Raw genomic sequence first — 14028 nt, 5'->3', positions numbered from 1 at the left:
CAACATCATAGCTAACTCTGTCTGGCGATGCACGGTTGAATTTCAGACAGAGAGAGCGAAAGGCGGGTGGGGGAGAGGGGCGGAATTAGTTGGCGTAGGCCAGCAGGCTCAAAGAGTCGCGCGCCAGCGATTTGCACTTCTTAGGCGTTGGAATGGCGATGCCGCTGAGATCGCGATAGCTGTCTTCGCCCAGCGCCTTCATGTTAAAGCTGTTGTAGTTGCTCAAATCCCAGCGGTTTTGTTGCGCGAAATAGACAATGGCGCGTTTGATTTGCGCATTTGGCAAATCGTTGTAGCCGCAATCATTTTTCAAATAAATAAATACCGCCGTCAGATCGGCCAGATCTTCCGCCTCGGATTCATTCAGCGCCAGACTGGCGTTGGAGAAGCCCAGCATCGCCAGCAACAGCATCGATAACGTTGTTTTTTTCATCATGAAATAGGCCTGTTTGTCGTCTGCTGACGTTACCACACTTGCCTGTAAAGGCACCAAATTTTATTGCTGCCGGGCCGGCGTCGCGCGTGCCGGTCCTACTCTCTTGATTGTGAGGCATAGCTTAAAATACCGCCAGGAAAGGCTTGACCTTCCGCCTGGGGGAAGGTTTAGGCTGACGGCATTGAGTTATGTCACTGAGAAAAGGGAGTCAGCGATGTTACGCCGTGATTTTATTAAATTAACCGCTGCGCTGGGCGCGGCGAGCGCATTGCCGTTATGGAGCCGGGCCGCCTGGGCGGCCGATCGGCCGGCCTTGCCGGTACCGCCGCTGTTGATGCCGGACGCGCAGGGAAAGATTGCGCTGGCGCTGCAGGCGGGTGAAACCCGCTGGTTGCCCGGTGCCGCCACCAAAACCTGGGGATTCAACGGCGCGCTGCTCGGGCCGGCGGTGAAGCTGCAGCGTGGCCAGCCGGTGACGGTCGATATCAAAAACAGCCTGGCGGAGGCCAGTACCGTCCACTGGCACGGGCTGGAAATTCCCGGCGACGTCGATGGCGGCCCGCAGGCGCTGATCCACCCCGGCGCGACGCGCACGGTGAATTTCACCGTCGAACAACCGGCCGCTACCTGCTGGTTCCACCCGCACACGCACGGTAAAACCGGCAGCCAGGTGATGATGGGGCTGGCGGGGTTGGTGCTGCTGGAAGACGATGAAAGCGCCAAACTGCCGCTGCCGAAAACCTGGGGGCAGGATGATATTCCGGTGATCCTGCAGGATAAGCGGCTGGGCAAAGACGCGCAGATCGAATACCGCCTGGACGTGATGAGCGCGGCGGTGGGCTGGTTTGGCGATCGCATGTTCACCAACGGCGCGCAGTATCCGCAACATCTGGCGCCACGCGGCTGGCTGCGTCTGCGTTTTCTCAACGGTTGCAACGCCCGCTCGTTGAATCTGGCGGCCAGTGACAACCGTCCGCTGTATGTTATCGCCAGCGACGGCGGTTTCCTGGCTGAGCCGGTGAAGCTGACCGAGCTGCCGATGCTGATGGGCGAACGCTTTGAAGTGCTGGTGGATGCCTCCGACGGGAAAGCGTTCGATATCGTGACGCTGCCGGTGAAACAGATGGGCATGACGCTGGCTCCGTTCGATCAGCCGCTGCCGGTGTTGCGCATTCAGCCGTCGTTGGCACAGGGTATCAAAACCATGCCGGACAGCCTGGTGAAGCTGCCGACATTGCCTGCCACCACTGGTATCCAGGAGCGTTGGCTGCAGCTGATGATGGATCCGCAGCTGGATATGCTCGGCATGCAGGCGCTGATGGATCGTTATGGTCACCAGGCGATGGCCGGCATGAGCATGAATCATGGCGCGACGGGCGCTGGAGACATGAAAGGCATGGAGAAGGGCGGCATGCAGGGCATGGACCACGGCAACATGAAGGGCATGGGTCATGGCAAGATGGCCGGGATGGATCACGGCGGCGCGCAGAGCAAAGCCAAACCGTTCGATTTCAGCCACGGCAACATGATCAACGGCAAGGCCTTCGACATGAACAAACCGATGTTTGCCGCCAAACGGGGTCAGTATGAAAAATGGACCATTTCCGGTGAGGGCGACATGATGCTGCACCCGTTCCACATTCACGGCACCCAGTTCCGTATCCTGTCGGAAAACGGCAAACCGCCGGCGGCGCATCGCAGCGGCTGGAAGGACACGGTGCGCGTCGAAGGTTGGCGCAGCGAAGTGCTGGTGCGTTTCGATCATCCGGCAAGCAGCGAACATGCGTATATGGCCCACTGCCACCTGTTGGAGCATGAAGATACCGGCATGATGATGGGCTTTACCGTCGCCGATTGATCGCGGCCTATCGCTCAGGTGGCGGTGCGCTCGCGTCGCCACCGCTTGGTTCAATGAAAGGAAGCCGTTATACTGATTAAAATATCAGCTGTTGAGGAGCGCGTCATGCCGACAAAATTGGATCCCATCGTCTCTGAGTTTGAGACTCAAGAACAGGCTGATAGCTACGATCGTTGGTTCAGAAGCACCGTGGAATCTTCCGTCAATAGCGACACCCCCCGTATCCCCCATGATGAAGTCATGGCTGGTGCTCGTCACATTATCGAGCAGGCGAAAGCCAAAAGAAAATCGGCCTGACCCTTATGTTAACCGTTAAATGGACTGACGAAGCAAAAACGGGTTTATATACGCTGCTGGCTTTTATCGCTGAGCGAAATCCACTTGCCGCTGAGGCTTTGTTGCAACGTATCGAAGAGTCGGTTATCCCGTTAGCGGAACATCCTTATCTGTTCCGGCCTGGCAGGGTGAACGGGACTCGTGAAATGGTTGTTCATCCTAATTACATTGTGGTTTACCGCGTGCTGGCTGCACATATTGAAATAGTGAGTGTCCTGCACGCTCGTCAGGAATACCCTTAATAAAGAAAACTCCCCTGTCCGGGAGAGAGGCAAGTCGTAACGGCCTATGCTAAACTCTGCGCCTTTCTTCCGGCAACTGACCTGAATACTATGAAACACACTGTAGACGTAATGATTTCCGAGCAGGAAGTTAAGACCCGTATCGCCGAACTTGGCCGCCAGATCACCGAACATTACCGCGACAGCGGCAGCGACATGGTGCTGGTCGGGCTGCTGCGCGGCTCCTTCATGTTCATGGCCGATCTCTGCCGCGCGATCGACGTGCCGCACGAAGTCGACTTTATGACCGCCTCCAGCTACGGCAGCGGTATGTCCACCACCCGCGACGTGAAGATCCTCAAGGATCTGGACGAAGACATTCGCGGCAAAGACGTGCTGATCGTGGAAGACATCATCGATTCCGGCAACACGCTGAACAAAGTGCGCGAGATTTTGGCGCTGCGCGGGCCGAAATCGCTGGCGATTTGCACCTTGCTGGACAAACCTGAGCGCCGTGAAGTGCAGGTGCCGGTCGAATATGTCGGCTTCTCGATCCCGGATGAGTTCGTGGTGGGGTATGGCATCGACTACGCTCAGCGCTACCGTCACCTGCCGTACGTCGGCAAAGTGGTGCTGCTGGACGAGTAATTGGATGTGGGGCGCGGCAAGCCGCGCCCGCGGCGGGGTTATACGCCTTTATCCTGCTTCAGTTTGGCTATCGCTTTGCGGTAGCCCATCTCCAGGCTCTCGCGGCTGGTCGCCAGCACTTCCATATCGCGCAGACGGCCGTCCTGAATGCCGTACACCCAACCGTGGATCATCACCTTCTGGCCGCGCTTCCAGGCGGACTGCATGATGGTGGAGTGGCCCAGGTTGTACACTTGCTCAATGACGTTGATCTCGCACAGCATGTTGAAACGCTGTTCCGGCGGCAGCTCGCCCAGCAGCGAGCTGTGCTTGTACCACAGATCGCGAATGTGCAGCAGCCAGTTGTCGATCAACCCCAGTTCCGGGTTTTCCACCGCCGCCTGCACGCCGCCGCAGCCCAGGTGGCCGCAGATGATGATGTGTTCGACTTCCAGCACATCTACCGCATACTGCACCACCGACAGGCAGTTAAGATCGGTATGGATAACGAGGTTCGCCACGTTGCGATGGACGAACAGTTCACCCGGCTCGAGGCCGGTCAGGCGTTCTGCGGGAACGCGGCTGTCAGAGCAACCAATCCATAAGAAGCGGGGCTTTTGCGCCTGGGCTAAACGTTCAAAAAATTCCGGGTCTTCCTGACTGATATTGGCCGACCAGGCCTGGTTGTTGGCGATAAGCTCTTCGATTTCTTTCATGAAGGTGATTGACCCGTAACGAACAGATTGCGTTGGAGTAATATAGGGTAAGCGTCACAATTTGGAAATCGGAACAGTGGTGCAACCTCATTTACCGCACGGATTCGACGCAGTGAAAACGCCGTCGATGCTAGGATTATTGTTAGTGTTTCAAGCCTCGCAAACAGGGGCGCGGCGGCATACTCATCGTCATAAGGTACTATTTTACATATGAATTATGCACTGGAATTAGCGCAGCTGACCAAGACTTACGCCGGTGGCGTCAAGGCGCTGCGCGGCATCGACCTGAGCGTCGAGGCGGGGGATTTTTATGCTCTGCTGGGGCCAAACGGCGCCGGAAAGTCCACCACCATCGGCATCATCAGCTCGCTGGTGAACAAAACCGCCGGCAGCGTGCGGGTGTTCGGTTATGACATCGATAAAGACATCGTCAACGCCAAGCGCCAGCTCGGCCTGGTGCCGCAGGAGTTCAACTTCAACCCGTTCGAGACCGTGTTGCAGATCGTGGTGAACCAGGCGGGTTACTACGGCGTCACGCGGCGTGAAGCGATGGCGCGCGCCGAGAAATACCTCAATCAGCTGGATCTGTGGGGCAAGCGCAACGAGCGCGCCCGTATGCTGTCCGGCGGCATGAAGCGCCGTCTGATGATCGCCCGCGCGTTGATGCACCAACCGAAGCTGCTGATCCTCGATGAGCCGACCGCCGGGGTGGATATCGAACTGCGTCGCTCGATGTGGGGCTTCCTGAAAGAGCTGAACGCCCAAGGCACCACCATCATCCTCACCACCCACTATCTGGAAGAGGCGGAAATGCTGTGCCGCAACATCGGCATCATCCAGAACGGGGAACTGGTGGAAAACACCTCGATGAAAGGGCTGCTGGCCAAGCTGAAGTCGGAAACTTTCATCCTCGATCTGGCGGCGAAGAGCCCGCTGCCTAAGCTGGACGGTTACCACAGCCGCCTGACGGATACCTCGACGCTGGAAGTGGAGGTGATGCGCGAGCAGGGGCTGAACGGCCTGTTCGCCCAGTTGAGCGCGCAGGGCGTGCAGGTACTGAGCATGCGCAACAAGGCGAACCGCCTGGAAGAGCTGTTTGTCACCCTGGTTAACGGCAATGGAGAAAAAGCATGACGCGTTTGTATTGGGTGGCCTTACAAAGCATCTGGGCCAAAGAGGTAAACCGGTTCGCGCGCATCTGGATCCAGACCCTGGTGCCGCCGGTGATCACCATGACGCTGTACTTCATCATCTTCGGTAACCTGATCGGCTCGCGCATCGGCGATATGCACGGCTTCAGCTACATGCAGTTCATCGTGCCCGGCCTTATCATGATGGCGGTGATCACCAACTCCTATGCCAACGTCGCCTCGTCGTTCTTCAGCGCCAAGTTTCAGCGCAACATTGAGGAACTGCTGGTGGCGCCGGTGCCGACCCACGTGGTGATCGCCGGCTATGTCGGCGGCGGCGTGGCGCGCGGCATCTGCGTCGGCGTGCTGGTGACCATCATCTCGCTGTTCTTCGTGCCGCTGCAGGTACATGCCTGGTGGGTGATTGCGCTGACGCTGCTGCTGACGGCGATCCTGTTCTCGCTGGCGGGGCTGATCAATGCGGTGTTCGCCACCACTTTCGACGACATCAGCCTGATCCCGACCTTCGTGCTGACGCCGCTGACTTACCTGGGCGGGGTGTTCTACTCGCTGTCGCTGCTGCCGCCATTCTGGCAGGCGGTGTCCAAGCTGAACCCCATCGTTTATATGATCAGCGGCTTCCGCTACGGTTTCCTCGGCATCAACGATGTGCCGCTGGCGTTCACCATGGCGGTGCTGGTGGCGTTTATCGCGGTGTTTTACCTGCTGTCCTGGTACCTGATCGAGCGCGGCCGCGGCCTGCGCAGCTGATCGTATCGCGCCCTCGCTTTCCCGGCGGGGGCGCTTTTCTTGATTTGGCGCAGGCGGCGCGTAAATCAATAGAATTGCTCAAATAACCGCTAGTTCCCCGCTGTTCAAATCGTGCTATGCTGGCGCTCCACATTTCCTCCACTTTTGTCATTACGCACTCGTAAGCAGAACATCATCATGCGGTCTCAATACACGTTAACGGCTGGGTTGCTCGGCATTCTGATGTCGTTGGTTTCCCCTGTGAGCCTGGCTAGTTTGCTGTCGGAAGACAGCGCGGTTAAATCTGAATACATGGAAGCGCAGCGCGACAGCGAAGTCTATGCGTTGGTGGGCGAGCATGTGATCCCGGTAGGGGAAGTGAAGCGCGGGCAACTGATCCAAGTCTTCCCGGCGGATGCGGAATACTACGAATTCAAATTCGGGCACGGTACCGGCTTTATCGATAAAGACGACGTGCGTGAATTGAAGAAGTCGCGCAAGGTGCAAGACGATTTGGGCGAACTGAACAAACCGCTGACCAACCAGAATCTGATCACGCAAAAAACGATAGACGTATACACCGCAGCGGACAAGGACAGCGAAGTCTTGGGCACGCTGGAAGGCAACCTGCGCTATCCTATCATCGGCAAGCTGAAGGATCGCCTGAACAACACCTGGTACGAGGTCAACATCGGCGAGCGGCTGGGGTTCATTAATGAGTTGGACTGCGAGATCGATAACGGCATACCGGTGCTGACTTACCACCACCTGCTGAAAAACGAAGAGAACAAACGCTTCCGCCACACCTCGACCACCACCTCAGACGTGGCGTTCAGCAACCAAATGACCTATCTGAAGCAGGCGGGCTACGACACCATTTCGCTGTATCAGCTGGAAGCCTACCTGAAAAATCAGATCAACCTGCCGGGCAAGGCGATCGTGCTGACCTTCGACGACGGGCTGAAGTCGGTTTATCGCTACGCTTACCCGGTGCTGAAGGATTACGGTTTCCGCGCCACGGCGTTCATCATCTCTTCGCGCATCAAACGCCACCCGCAGAAATGGAACCCGGACTCGCTGCAGTTTATGAGCGTTTCGGAGCTCAAGCAGATTCAGGACGTGTTCGACGTGCAGTCGCATACCCATTTTCTGCACCGCACCGATGGCAACCGCCAGCCGATTTTGCTGAGCCGTTCGTTGCACAATATCGAGTTCGATTTTGAGCGCTCGCGCCGCGCGCTGTCGCAGTTCAACCCGCACGTGCTGTATCTGTCTTATCCGTTCGGCGGTTATAACCAACGGGCGATTCAGGCGGCGCAGGACGCCGGGTTCCATCTGGCGGTGACCACGGTGCAGGGCAAGGTGAAGCCGGGGGATAACCCCTATACGCTGAAGCGGCTGTATATTCTGCGCACCGACTCGATCCAGACCATGGCGGATCGGATAGCCAACAAGCCGGGTACGGTGGTGGTGCAGTAGGGAAGAACGGGCGCGTAAGGCGCCCGTTTTATTGTCAGGCGACCTGAACCGGCACGGCTTTCGCCTTGCGCTGCAGGTTGTTGTCACCTTCGAAATAGGCGACTTTCGGGTGGTGCTGGCGGGCGTCGGCGTCGGTCATTTGCACATAGGAGCAGATGATCAGTTTGTCGCCCACGCAGGCGCAGCGCGCGGCGGCGCCGTTGACAGAAATGATGCGCGAACCGCGCTCGGCGGCAATAGCGTAGGTGGAGAAGCGCTGGCCGTTATCCACGTTGTAAATATCGATCGCTTCATATTCCAGAATGCCGGCGGCTTCCAGAAAATCCTGGTCGATGGCGCAGGATCCTTCATAGTGCAAGTCAGCCTGAGTGACTTTGACGCGATGCAGCTTGCCTTGCAGCATAGTACGTATCATAGCTTTACCTAACTGAATATCGGCCTTCACAGGCGCTGGGGTTGAACATCTCTCCTGCATCCCTGCAATCTCTATCGTCACCGATTGCTCCGCCATTGTCTACCAATGGCCAAGGCTTCAGGGTGACGATAGTATAAAAAACGGCTTATAGCGTCAGGTCAACCTGCTGGTTGTCGATAAGACGCGCCTTGCCCAGCCAGGCGGCCATCAGCACCACCGCCCGCTGGCTATCTACCGTCAGCGGCTGCAGGCTGTCGGCGTCGCGAATAAACAGCTCATCCGGCGTAAAGCCGGCGGCGCGCAGTTGCTCGGCGGTCTGCTCCAACAGCGTTTCGACCTGGCGCTCGCCATTGGCCAGCTGCTGCGCCAGCGCGTTCATGATTTTGCTCAGCTGCGGCGCGATCTTGCGCTCTTCGGCGGTCAGGTAGCCATTACGCGAACTGAGGGCCAGGCCGTCTTTGGCGCGCACGGTCGGCACGCCGACGATATCGATGTCGTAACCCATGTCCGCCACCATTTTGCGGATCAGCGCCAGCTGTTGGTAATCCTTCTCGCCGAAACAGGCCAAATCAGGCTGCACCAGGTTGAACAGCTTGCTGACGATGGTGGAAACACCGCGGAAGTGGCCCGGCCGGCTTGCGCCTTCCAGGATGGTGGAGATGCCCGGCACGTCGACGTAGGTCTGCTGCTCCAGGCCCTGCGGATAAACCGCGGCCGGGGCCGGGGCGAACACCAGATCGACGCCGCGGCGGGTCAGCTTCTCGCTGTCTTCCTGCAGCGTGCGCGGGTAGCGTGCCAGATCGTCTGGGCGATCGAACTGCATCGGGTTGACGAAGACGCTCACCACCACCACGTCGGCGCGGGCGCGCGCTTCATCGACCAGCGTCATGTGGCCGTCGTGCAGGTTGCCCATGGTCGGCACCAGCGCGATGCGTTTGCCTTCCTGGCGCCAGCGGCGGATCTGCTGACGCAGCATCGGCAGGGTTTCGATAATAATCATTGGGTGACTCCTGGAACCATCGCTTAGTTAAAAGAGTGTTCAGCCGCCGGGTAGAGGCCTTGCTCCACTTCCTGAATGTAGTGCTGCACCGCCGTGCGGATATCGCCGCTCTGCGCCAGGAAGTTCTTGGCGAACTTCGGCGTGTGGCCGCCGGTAATGCCGAAGGCGTCGTGCATCACCAGGATCTGGCCGTCGGTGCCGCTGCCGGCGCCGATGCCGATGACCGGAATGGACAACGCTTCGGTGATCTGGCGCGCCAGCTCGGTCGGCACGCATTCCAGCACCAGCAGCTGAATGCCGGCCAGTTCCAGATTCTGCGCGTCCTGCAGCAGCTGTTTGGCGGCCAGTTCGTCGCGCCCTTGCACCTTATAGCCACCGAACACGTTGACCGACTGCGGCGTCAGGCCCAGGTGGCCGCACACCGGCACGGCGCGCTCGGCGAGCATTTTCACCGTGTCGCACAGCCAGCTGCCACCTTCCAGTTTCACCATGTTGGCGCCGGCGCGCATCAGCTCGGCGGCGTTGGCGAAGGTCTGTTCCGGGGTGGCGTAACTCATGAACGGCAGATCGGCCAGCAGCAGGCAGGCCGGCGCGCCGCGGCGCACGGCGCGCGTGTGGTAGGCCACGTCGGCGACGGTGACCGGCAGCGTGGAGTCGTGGCCCTGCAGCGTCATGCCCAGCGAATCGCCCACCAACAGGACTTTGATGCCTTGCTCTTCAAACAGTTTGGCAAAGCTGGCATCGTAGGCGGTAAGGGTAGCAAACTTGCGCTGCTCCTGTTTCCACTGGCGCAAATGGGTCACGGTGGTGGGTTTCATCACAACGTCTCCTGAAACGGGCCGTGCGGCTTACGCAGGCCCAGGCTGCAAAAAAGTGCAGCCATTCTACTGTAACCCGATCGGGGTGGGTAGCGCGGATCGCCATGCTTAAGCGGTTCTTAAGAACCTTGTGGTGCAATGGCGCCAAGACTCAAAAGGGATACTCATGCGAATTCTGTTGATCGAAGATGACAAACTGATCGGTGACGGCATCAAGGCCGGGCTGACCAAACTCGGCTTCAATCTGGACTGGTTCACCGACGGCGTCGTCGGCAAAAATGCGCTGGACAGTGCGCCGTACGACGCGGTGATCCTCGATCTCAGCCTGCCGGGCCTCGACGGCCTGGATCTGCTGCGCCAATGGCGCCAGGCCGGGCAGGACGTGCCGGTGCTGATCCTCACCGCCCGCGATGCGCTGGAGCAGCGGGTTAGCGGGCTGCAAAGCGGTGCCGACGATTACCTGTGCAAGCCGTTCGCGCTGGCCGAAGTGGCGGCGCGCCTGCAGGCGCTGATCCGCCGTCGCCACGGCCAACTGATGCCACAGCTGACGCACGGCAACGTGGTGTTCGACAGCGCCACCCGCAGCGTGAGCTGCAACGGCGAGCCGGTGACGCTGACGCCGCGCGAATTGGCGGTACTGGAGCTGTTTCTGCACAACAAGGGGCGGGTGCTGGCGCGGCCGTTGATCCAGGAGAAGCTGTACAACTGGGATGACGAGGTGAGCAGCAACGCGGTGGAGGTACATATTCACCACCTGCGGCGCAAGCTGGGCAACGGCTTCATCCGTACCATCCACGGCGTGGGTTACACGCTGGGGGATGCGCCGTGAAGCGTCTCAGCCTGCGGCTACGCCTGATCCTGATCTTCAGCCTGCTGGCGCTGCTGACCTGGAGCACCGCCAGCGTGGTGGCCTGGGTGATGTCGCGCAACACCATCAACGAAGTGTTCGACACCCAACAGATGCTGTTCGCCAAACGGCTGGCGACCGCCAACCTCGGCGATCTGCTGGCCGATGAAAGTGCGCGCAGCCTGCCGAAAACCAAGAAGCTGGTGCATCATGGCAAGCGCGGCGAGCAGGACGACGACGCGCTGGCGTTCGCCATCTTCGATCGCGACGGCAAGATGCTGCTCAACGACGGCGAGAACGGCGCTGATTTCCTGTTTGACGGGGAGCGTGAAGGTTTTACCGACGGTGAGCGCAAAGGCGATGATGACAGCTGGCGCCTGGTATGGTTGACCAGCCCGGACGGGCGCTACCGCATTGTCGTGGGGCAGGAGTGGGATTACCGGCGCGATATGGCGCTGGGCATGGTGACGGGCCAGCTGGTGCCCTGGCTGGCGACGCTGCCGGTGCTGATGCTGCTGATCGCGCTGATGGTGGGGCGCGAGCTGCGGCCGCTGCGTGCGGTGGCCGCCGGTTTGCGTCGGCGTGCACCCGATGACGCCACGCCGCTGGATGCGCGCCAGGTGCCGACCGAGGTGCGCCCGCTGGTGGATGCACTCAATGCGCTGTTCGCTCGCATCAACGCTTTGCTGGTGCGAGAGCGACGCTTCACCTCCGATGCCGCGCACGAATTGCGCAGCCCATTGGCGGCATTGCGGGTGCAGACCGAAGTGGTGCAGTTGGCGGGGGATGATGCGCCGATGCGCGAGCACGCGCTGGACAATCTGACGGTCGGCATCGATCGCGCGACCCGGCTGGTGGATCAACTGCTGACGCTGTCGCGGCTGGATTCGCTGTCGGATCTGGCCGAGCTGGCGCCTATCGACTGGAACGATCTGGTGACGATGACCCTGGCGGAACAGGATCGGCAAGCCCATGCGGCGGGTGTGACGCTGCGCTATGAACATCGGGGAACGCCACCGCCGCGTCAGGGGGAAACCTTGCTGTTGTCGCTGCTATTGCGCAACTTGCTGGACAACGCGGTGCGCTATACCCCGCAGGGCGGCGTCGTCACCGTGACGCTGAGCGAACGTTCGCTGACGGTAGAGGATGACGGCCCGGGGGTGACCGCGGAGCATCTGGCGCGGCTGGGAGAACGTTTCTATCGCCCGCCGGGACAGGAACAAACCGGCAGCGGGCTGGGGTTATCTATCGTGCAGCGTATTGCCGGCTTGCATGGTTTACAGATCAGTTTCGCCAATCGCTCGGCGGGGGGATTCGTTGCGCGGTTGGCGCTGTAGGTAGGTCAGGATTTCGGTTTTGGCGAGTGCCACAGCGCCATGCCGTTTTCCGGCACGCGCTTGAGGCAGCTGGCGAGCGGTTCGCCATCAGGGAAAATCAGGTCGGGGGCGATTTCCGCCAGCGGGTAGAGCATGAATTCGCGCTCTTTCAGGCCGTAATGCGGTACGGTCAGGCGATCGGTATGGATCACCTTGTCGCCGTACAGCATGATGTCCAAATCGAGCGTGCGCGGCCCCCAGCGTTCATCCTTGCGCACGCGCCCCTGATTGCGTTCAATCGCCTGGGTATGGTCGAGCAGCTGTTCGGGCGGCAACAGGGTATCCAGCGCCACCACCGCGTTGAGAAAGTCCGGCTGGTTTTGCGGCCCCAGCGGCTTGGTGCGGTAAAACGAAGAACAGGTGACCAGCCGGGTGCGCGGGAGATGCTCCAGCGCCTCCAGCGCGGCGTTAACCTGTTGCAGCGGCTGCGCCAGGTTGCTGCCCAGCGCGATATAAACGCGGATCATTATGCCCCTTCTTTACGCGGTGCCCGGCGACGAGGACGGCGTTGACGCGCGCGGCGCGGCGCCGGATCGTCACCCAGGGTGCTCAGCATGGCTTTCTGCCGCGCCGGCGTGGCGTCTTGGAACTCACCCCACCACTCGGCCAGACGCAGCATCTCCTGATTGTCTTCCACTTCCGCACGCAGCGCCAGCAAATCATAGGCGGCGCGGAATTTCGGATGTTCCATCAGTTTGTGCGCGCGTTTGCCCTGACGGCGGGACAGGCGCAGCTGCAGCTGCCAGATATCGCGCACCAGCGTGGTGATGCGTTTCGGGATCGCCAGCGAGCGGCACTGCTCGTCGAGTACGTCGTTCATCGCCAGCGCGAAGGCGTCGTAGTACGCCAGGCCGCTTTCCTGCGCCAGCTTCTGCGCGTGCTCCAGTAGCGGGTACCACAGCATGGCGGCAAACAGGAAGGCTGGGTTGACGCGCATGTCGTTCTGCAGACGGTGATCGGTGTTCTTCAGCACCTGCGCCAGAATGCGCTCCATCGGCGTATCGTGGTTCGGCGTGAAGTTGCGGGCGATCAGCGGGAACAGCGGTTGGAACAGCTGGTATTCGCACAGCTTCAGGTAGGTCTGGAAACCGTAACCCGCCTGCAGCAGCTTGAGGGATTCTTCGAACAGGCGCGCCGGCGGGATCTCGTGCAGCAGCGAGGCCAGGCGCGGGATCGGCTCGGCGGTCTCTTCGCTGATGCTCATATCCAGCTTGGCGGCGAAGCGCACCGCGCGCAGCATGCGCACCGGATCTTCGCGGTAGCGGGTTTCTGGATCGCCAATCAGGCGGATCACGCCTTGCTTCAGATCGTTCAGGCCGCCGACGTAATCGCGCAGGGTGAAATCCGCCACGCCGTAGTACAGGCTGTTGATGGTGAAATCACGGCGCTGGGCGTCCTCCTCGATCGAACCGAAGATGTTGTCGCGCAGCAGCATGCCGTTTTGCGCCTGCTGAGACGAGTTCTTGTCGGATTCCTGATTCTGTTCGTGGTGACCGCGGAAGGTGGCCACTTCGATGATCTCCGGCCCGAACATCACGTGCGCCAAGCGGAAACGGCGGCCGACCAGGCGGCAGTTGCGGAACAGCTTGCGCACTTGCTCCGGCGTGGCGTTGGTGGTGATGTCGAAGTCTTTCGGCTTTTTGCCGAGCAACAGATCGCGCACCCCGCCGCCGACCAGATAGGCCTCGTAGCCGGACTTGTTCAGGCGATAAAGCACTTTCAGCGCATTTTCGCTGATGTCTTTACGGGAGATCGAGTGCTGTTCGCGCGGGATCACGGTCATCGAGTCGTTGCTCTCGGCGATAGGAAAAGGCGGACGCTTGCGCGGCGTTGAGCGGCGGGCAGGGGCGTTGCTGCCGTTATCGGCGGCGCGCGGCTGCGGCGCAGGGCGGCTTGGCGCCGCGGCACGCTCTTCGCGGACTACGTTTTTATCGCCGGCCGCCGCGTCGTCGCGGGGCAGCTTGTCATCGCGGGTCAGTACCTTACGACAGAAGTTGGCTACTCGGGTAAAAATGGTAC

Annotated in this window: 16 protein-coding genes; 9 read left to right on the top strand and 7 right to left on the bottom strand. The window is 60.1% G+C overall.

The window, feature by feature from the left end; all coding sequences use genetic code 11:
* Nucleotides 1-85 precede the first annotated feature (85 nt).
* A complete protein-coding gene (locus tag ACJ8J4_RS23115; protein ID WP_004937515.1) occupies nucleotides 86-433 on the bottom strand; it encodes a YacC family pilotin-like protein in 348 nt (115 codons plus the stop codon).
* 217 nt (nucleotides 434-650) lie between these two features.
* Between ACJ8J4_RS23115 and cueO the strand changes: the two genes are divergently transcribed.
* The 4 genes from cueO to hpt all read left to right on the top strand — a co-directional run bounded on the left by cueO (nucleotide 651) and on the right by hpt (nucleotide 3499).
* Nucleotides 651-2294, top strand: a complete 1644-nt coding sequence (gene cueO / locus ACJ8J4_RS23110) for a multicopper oxidase CueO (RefSeq protein WP_264383746.1) — start codon at nucleotides 651-653, stop codon at nucleotides 2292-2294.
* A 105-nt stretch (nucleotides 2295-2399) separates the two neighbouring features.
* The gene (relB, locus tag ACJ8J4_RS23105) at nucleotides 2400-2591 is read left to right on the top strand and encodes a type II toxin-antitoxin system RelB family antitoxin (protein WP_049208400.1); all 192 of its coding nucleotides are present in this window, start codon (nucleotides 2400-2402) and stop codon (nucleotides 2589-2591) included.
* Nucleotides 2592-2596: 5 nt separating this feature from the next.
* Entirely contained in the window at nucleotides 2597-2872 is a 276-nt protein-coding gene (locus tag ACJ8J4_RS23100; RefSeq protein ID WP_049208401.1) for a type II toxin-antitoxin system RelE/ParE family toxin, read from the top strand.
* A gap of 90 nt (nucleotides 2873-2962) precedes the next feature.
* Nucleotides 2963-3499 carry a hypoxanthine phosphoribosyltransferase gene (gene hpt / locus ACJ8J4_RS23095; protein ID WP_048234659.1) on the top strand — a complete coding sequence of 179 codons (537 nt, stop codon included), beginning with the start codon at nucleotides 2963-2965 and terminating at the stop codon, nucleotides 3497-3499.
* A 38-nt stretch (nucleotides 3500-3537) separates the two neighbouring features.
* On the opposite strand, the gene can is transcribed toward hpt, so the two are convergent.
* Nucleotides 3538-4194 (bottom strand): carbonate dehydratase, encoded by a 657-nt coding sequence (can, locus tag ACJ8J4_RS23090; protein ID WP_197836012.1) that lies wholly within the window; start codon nucleotides 4192-4194, stop codon nucleotides 3538-3540.
* Nucleotides 4195-4404: 210 nt separating this feature from the next.
* Here can and ACJ8J4_RS23085 point away from each other — a divergent pair, with 210 nt between their 5' ends.
* From ACJ8J4_RS23085 to ACJ8J4_RS23075, 3 genes are all read left to right on the top strand, one after another.
* Nucleotides 4405-5328: an ABC transporter ATP-binding protein gene (locus ACJ8J4_RS23085; RefSeq protein WP_015379030.1), complete on the top strand. Its 924-nt coding sequence runs from the start codon at nucleotides 4405-4407 to the stop codon at nucleotides 5326-5328.
* Complete coding sequence (locus ACJ8J4_RS23080; RefSeq protein ID WP_004937535.1) at nucleotides 5325-6095, top strand: ABC transporter permease; 771 nt, start codon at nucleotides 5325-5327, stop codon at nucleotides 6093-6095. The genes ACJ8J4_RS23085 and ACJ8J4_RS23080 overlap by 4 nt, the downstream gene beginning before the upstream one ends.
* A 177-nt stretch (nucleotides 6096-6272) precedes the next feature.
* Nucleotides 6273-7553, top strand: coding sequence for a polysaccharide deacetylase family protein (locus tag ACJ8J4_RS23075; RefSeq protein WP_028127378.1), 1281 nt, complete (start codon nucleotides 6273-6275; stop codon nucleotides 7551-7553).
* A 34-nt stretch (nucleotides 7554-7587) separates the two neighbouring features.
* Here the strand turns inward: ACJ8J4_RS23075 and panD are convergent, their stop codons facing one another.
* From panD to panB, 3 genes are all read right to left on the bottom strand, one after another.
* Nucleotides 7588-7968, bottom strand: coding sequence for an aspartate 1-decarboxylase (panD, locus tag ACJ8J4_RS23070; RefSeq protein WP_004937544.1), 381 nt, complete (start codon nucleotides 7966-7968; stop codon nucleotides 7588-7590).
* A gap of 145 nt (nucleotides 7969-8113) precedes the next feature.
* Nucleotides 8114-8968, bottom strand: coding sequence for a pantoate--beta-alanine ligase (gene panC, locus ACJ8J4_RS23065; protein ID WP_197826619.1), 855 nt, complete (start codon nucleotides 8966-8968; stop codon nucleotides 8114-8116).
* A gap of 23 nt (nucleotides 8969-8991) precedes the next feature.
* Complete coding sequence (panB, locus tag ACJ8J4_RS23060) at nucleotides 8992-9786, bottom strand: 3-methyl-2-oxobutanoate hydroxymethyltransferase (RefSeq protein ID WP_025304226.1); 795 nt, start codon at nucleotides 9784-9786, stop codon at nucleotides 8992-8994.
* A 166-nt stretch (nucleotides 9787-9952) separates the two neighbouring features.
* Here panB and qseB point away from each other — a divergent pair, with 166 nt between their 5' ends.
* Together qseB and qseC are read left to right on the top strand one after the other, a co-directional pair.
* Nucleotides 9953-10615, top strand: a complete 663-nt coding sequence (qseB, locus tag ACJ8J4_RS23055) for a quorum sensing response regulator transcription factor QseB (RefSeq protein ID WP_038872425.1) — start codon at nucleotides 9953-9955, stop codon at nucleotides 10613-10615.
* Nucleotides 10612-11970 carry a quorum sensing histidine kinase QseC gene (gene qseC, locus ACJ8J4_RS23050; protein ID WP_049205553.1) on the top strand — a complete coding sequence of 453 codons (1359 nt, stop codon included), beginning with the start codon at nucleotides 10612-10614 and terminating at the stop codon, nucleotides 11968-11970. Before qseB ends, qseC begins: the two co-directional genes overlap by 4 nt.
* Nucleotides 11971-11975: 5 nt before the next feature.
* Here the strand turns inward: qseC and folK are convergent, their stop codons facing one another.
* Nucleotides 11976-12476, bottom strand: coding sequence for a 2-amino-4-hydroxy-6-hydroxymethyldihydropteridine diphosphokinase (gene folK / locus ACJ8J4_RS23045; protein ID WP_004937558.1), 501 nt, complete (start codon nucleotides 12474-12476; stop codon nucleotides 11976-11978).
* A complete protein-coding gene (gene pcnB, locus ACJ8J4_RS23040) occupies nucleotides 12476-14023 on the bottom strand; it encodes a polynucleotide adenylyltransferase PcnB (RefSeq protein WP_075200639.1) in 1548 nt (515 codons plus the stop codon). Before pcnB ends, folK begins: the two co-directional genes overlap by 1 nt.
* Nucleotides 14024-14028: the final 5 nt, after the last annotated feature.

Origin of the sequence: Serratia sp. CY47280 (assembly GCF_052168655.1) — a bacterium.
In the GTDB taxonomy this organism is placed as follows: domain Bacteria; phylum Pseudomonadota; class Gammaproteobacteria; order Enterobacterales; family Enterobacteriaceae; genus Serratia; species Serratia bockelmannii.
Note: the sequence above shows the minus strand (reverse complement) of the source record. Positions and strands in the feature narration are given on the sequence as shown.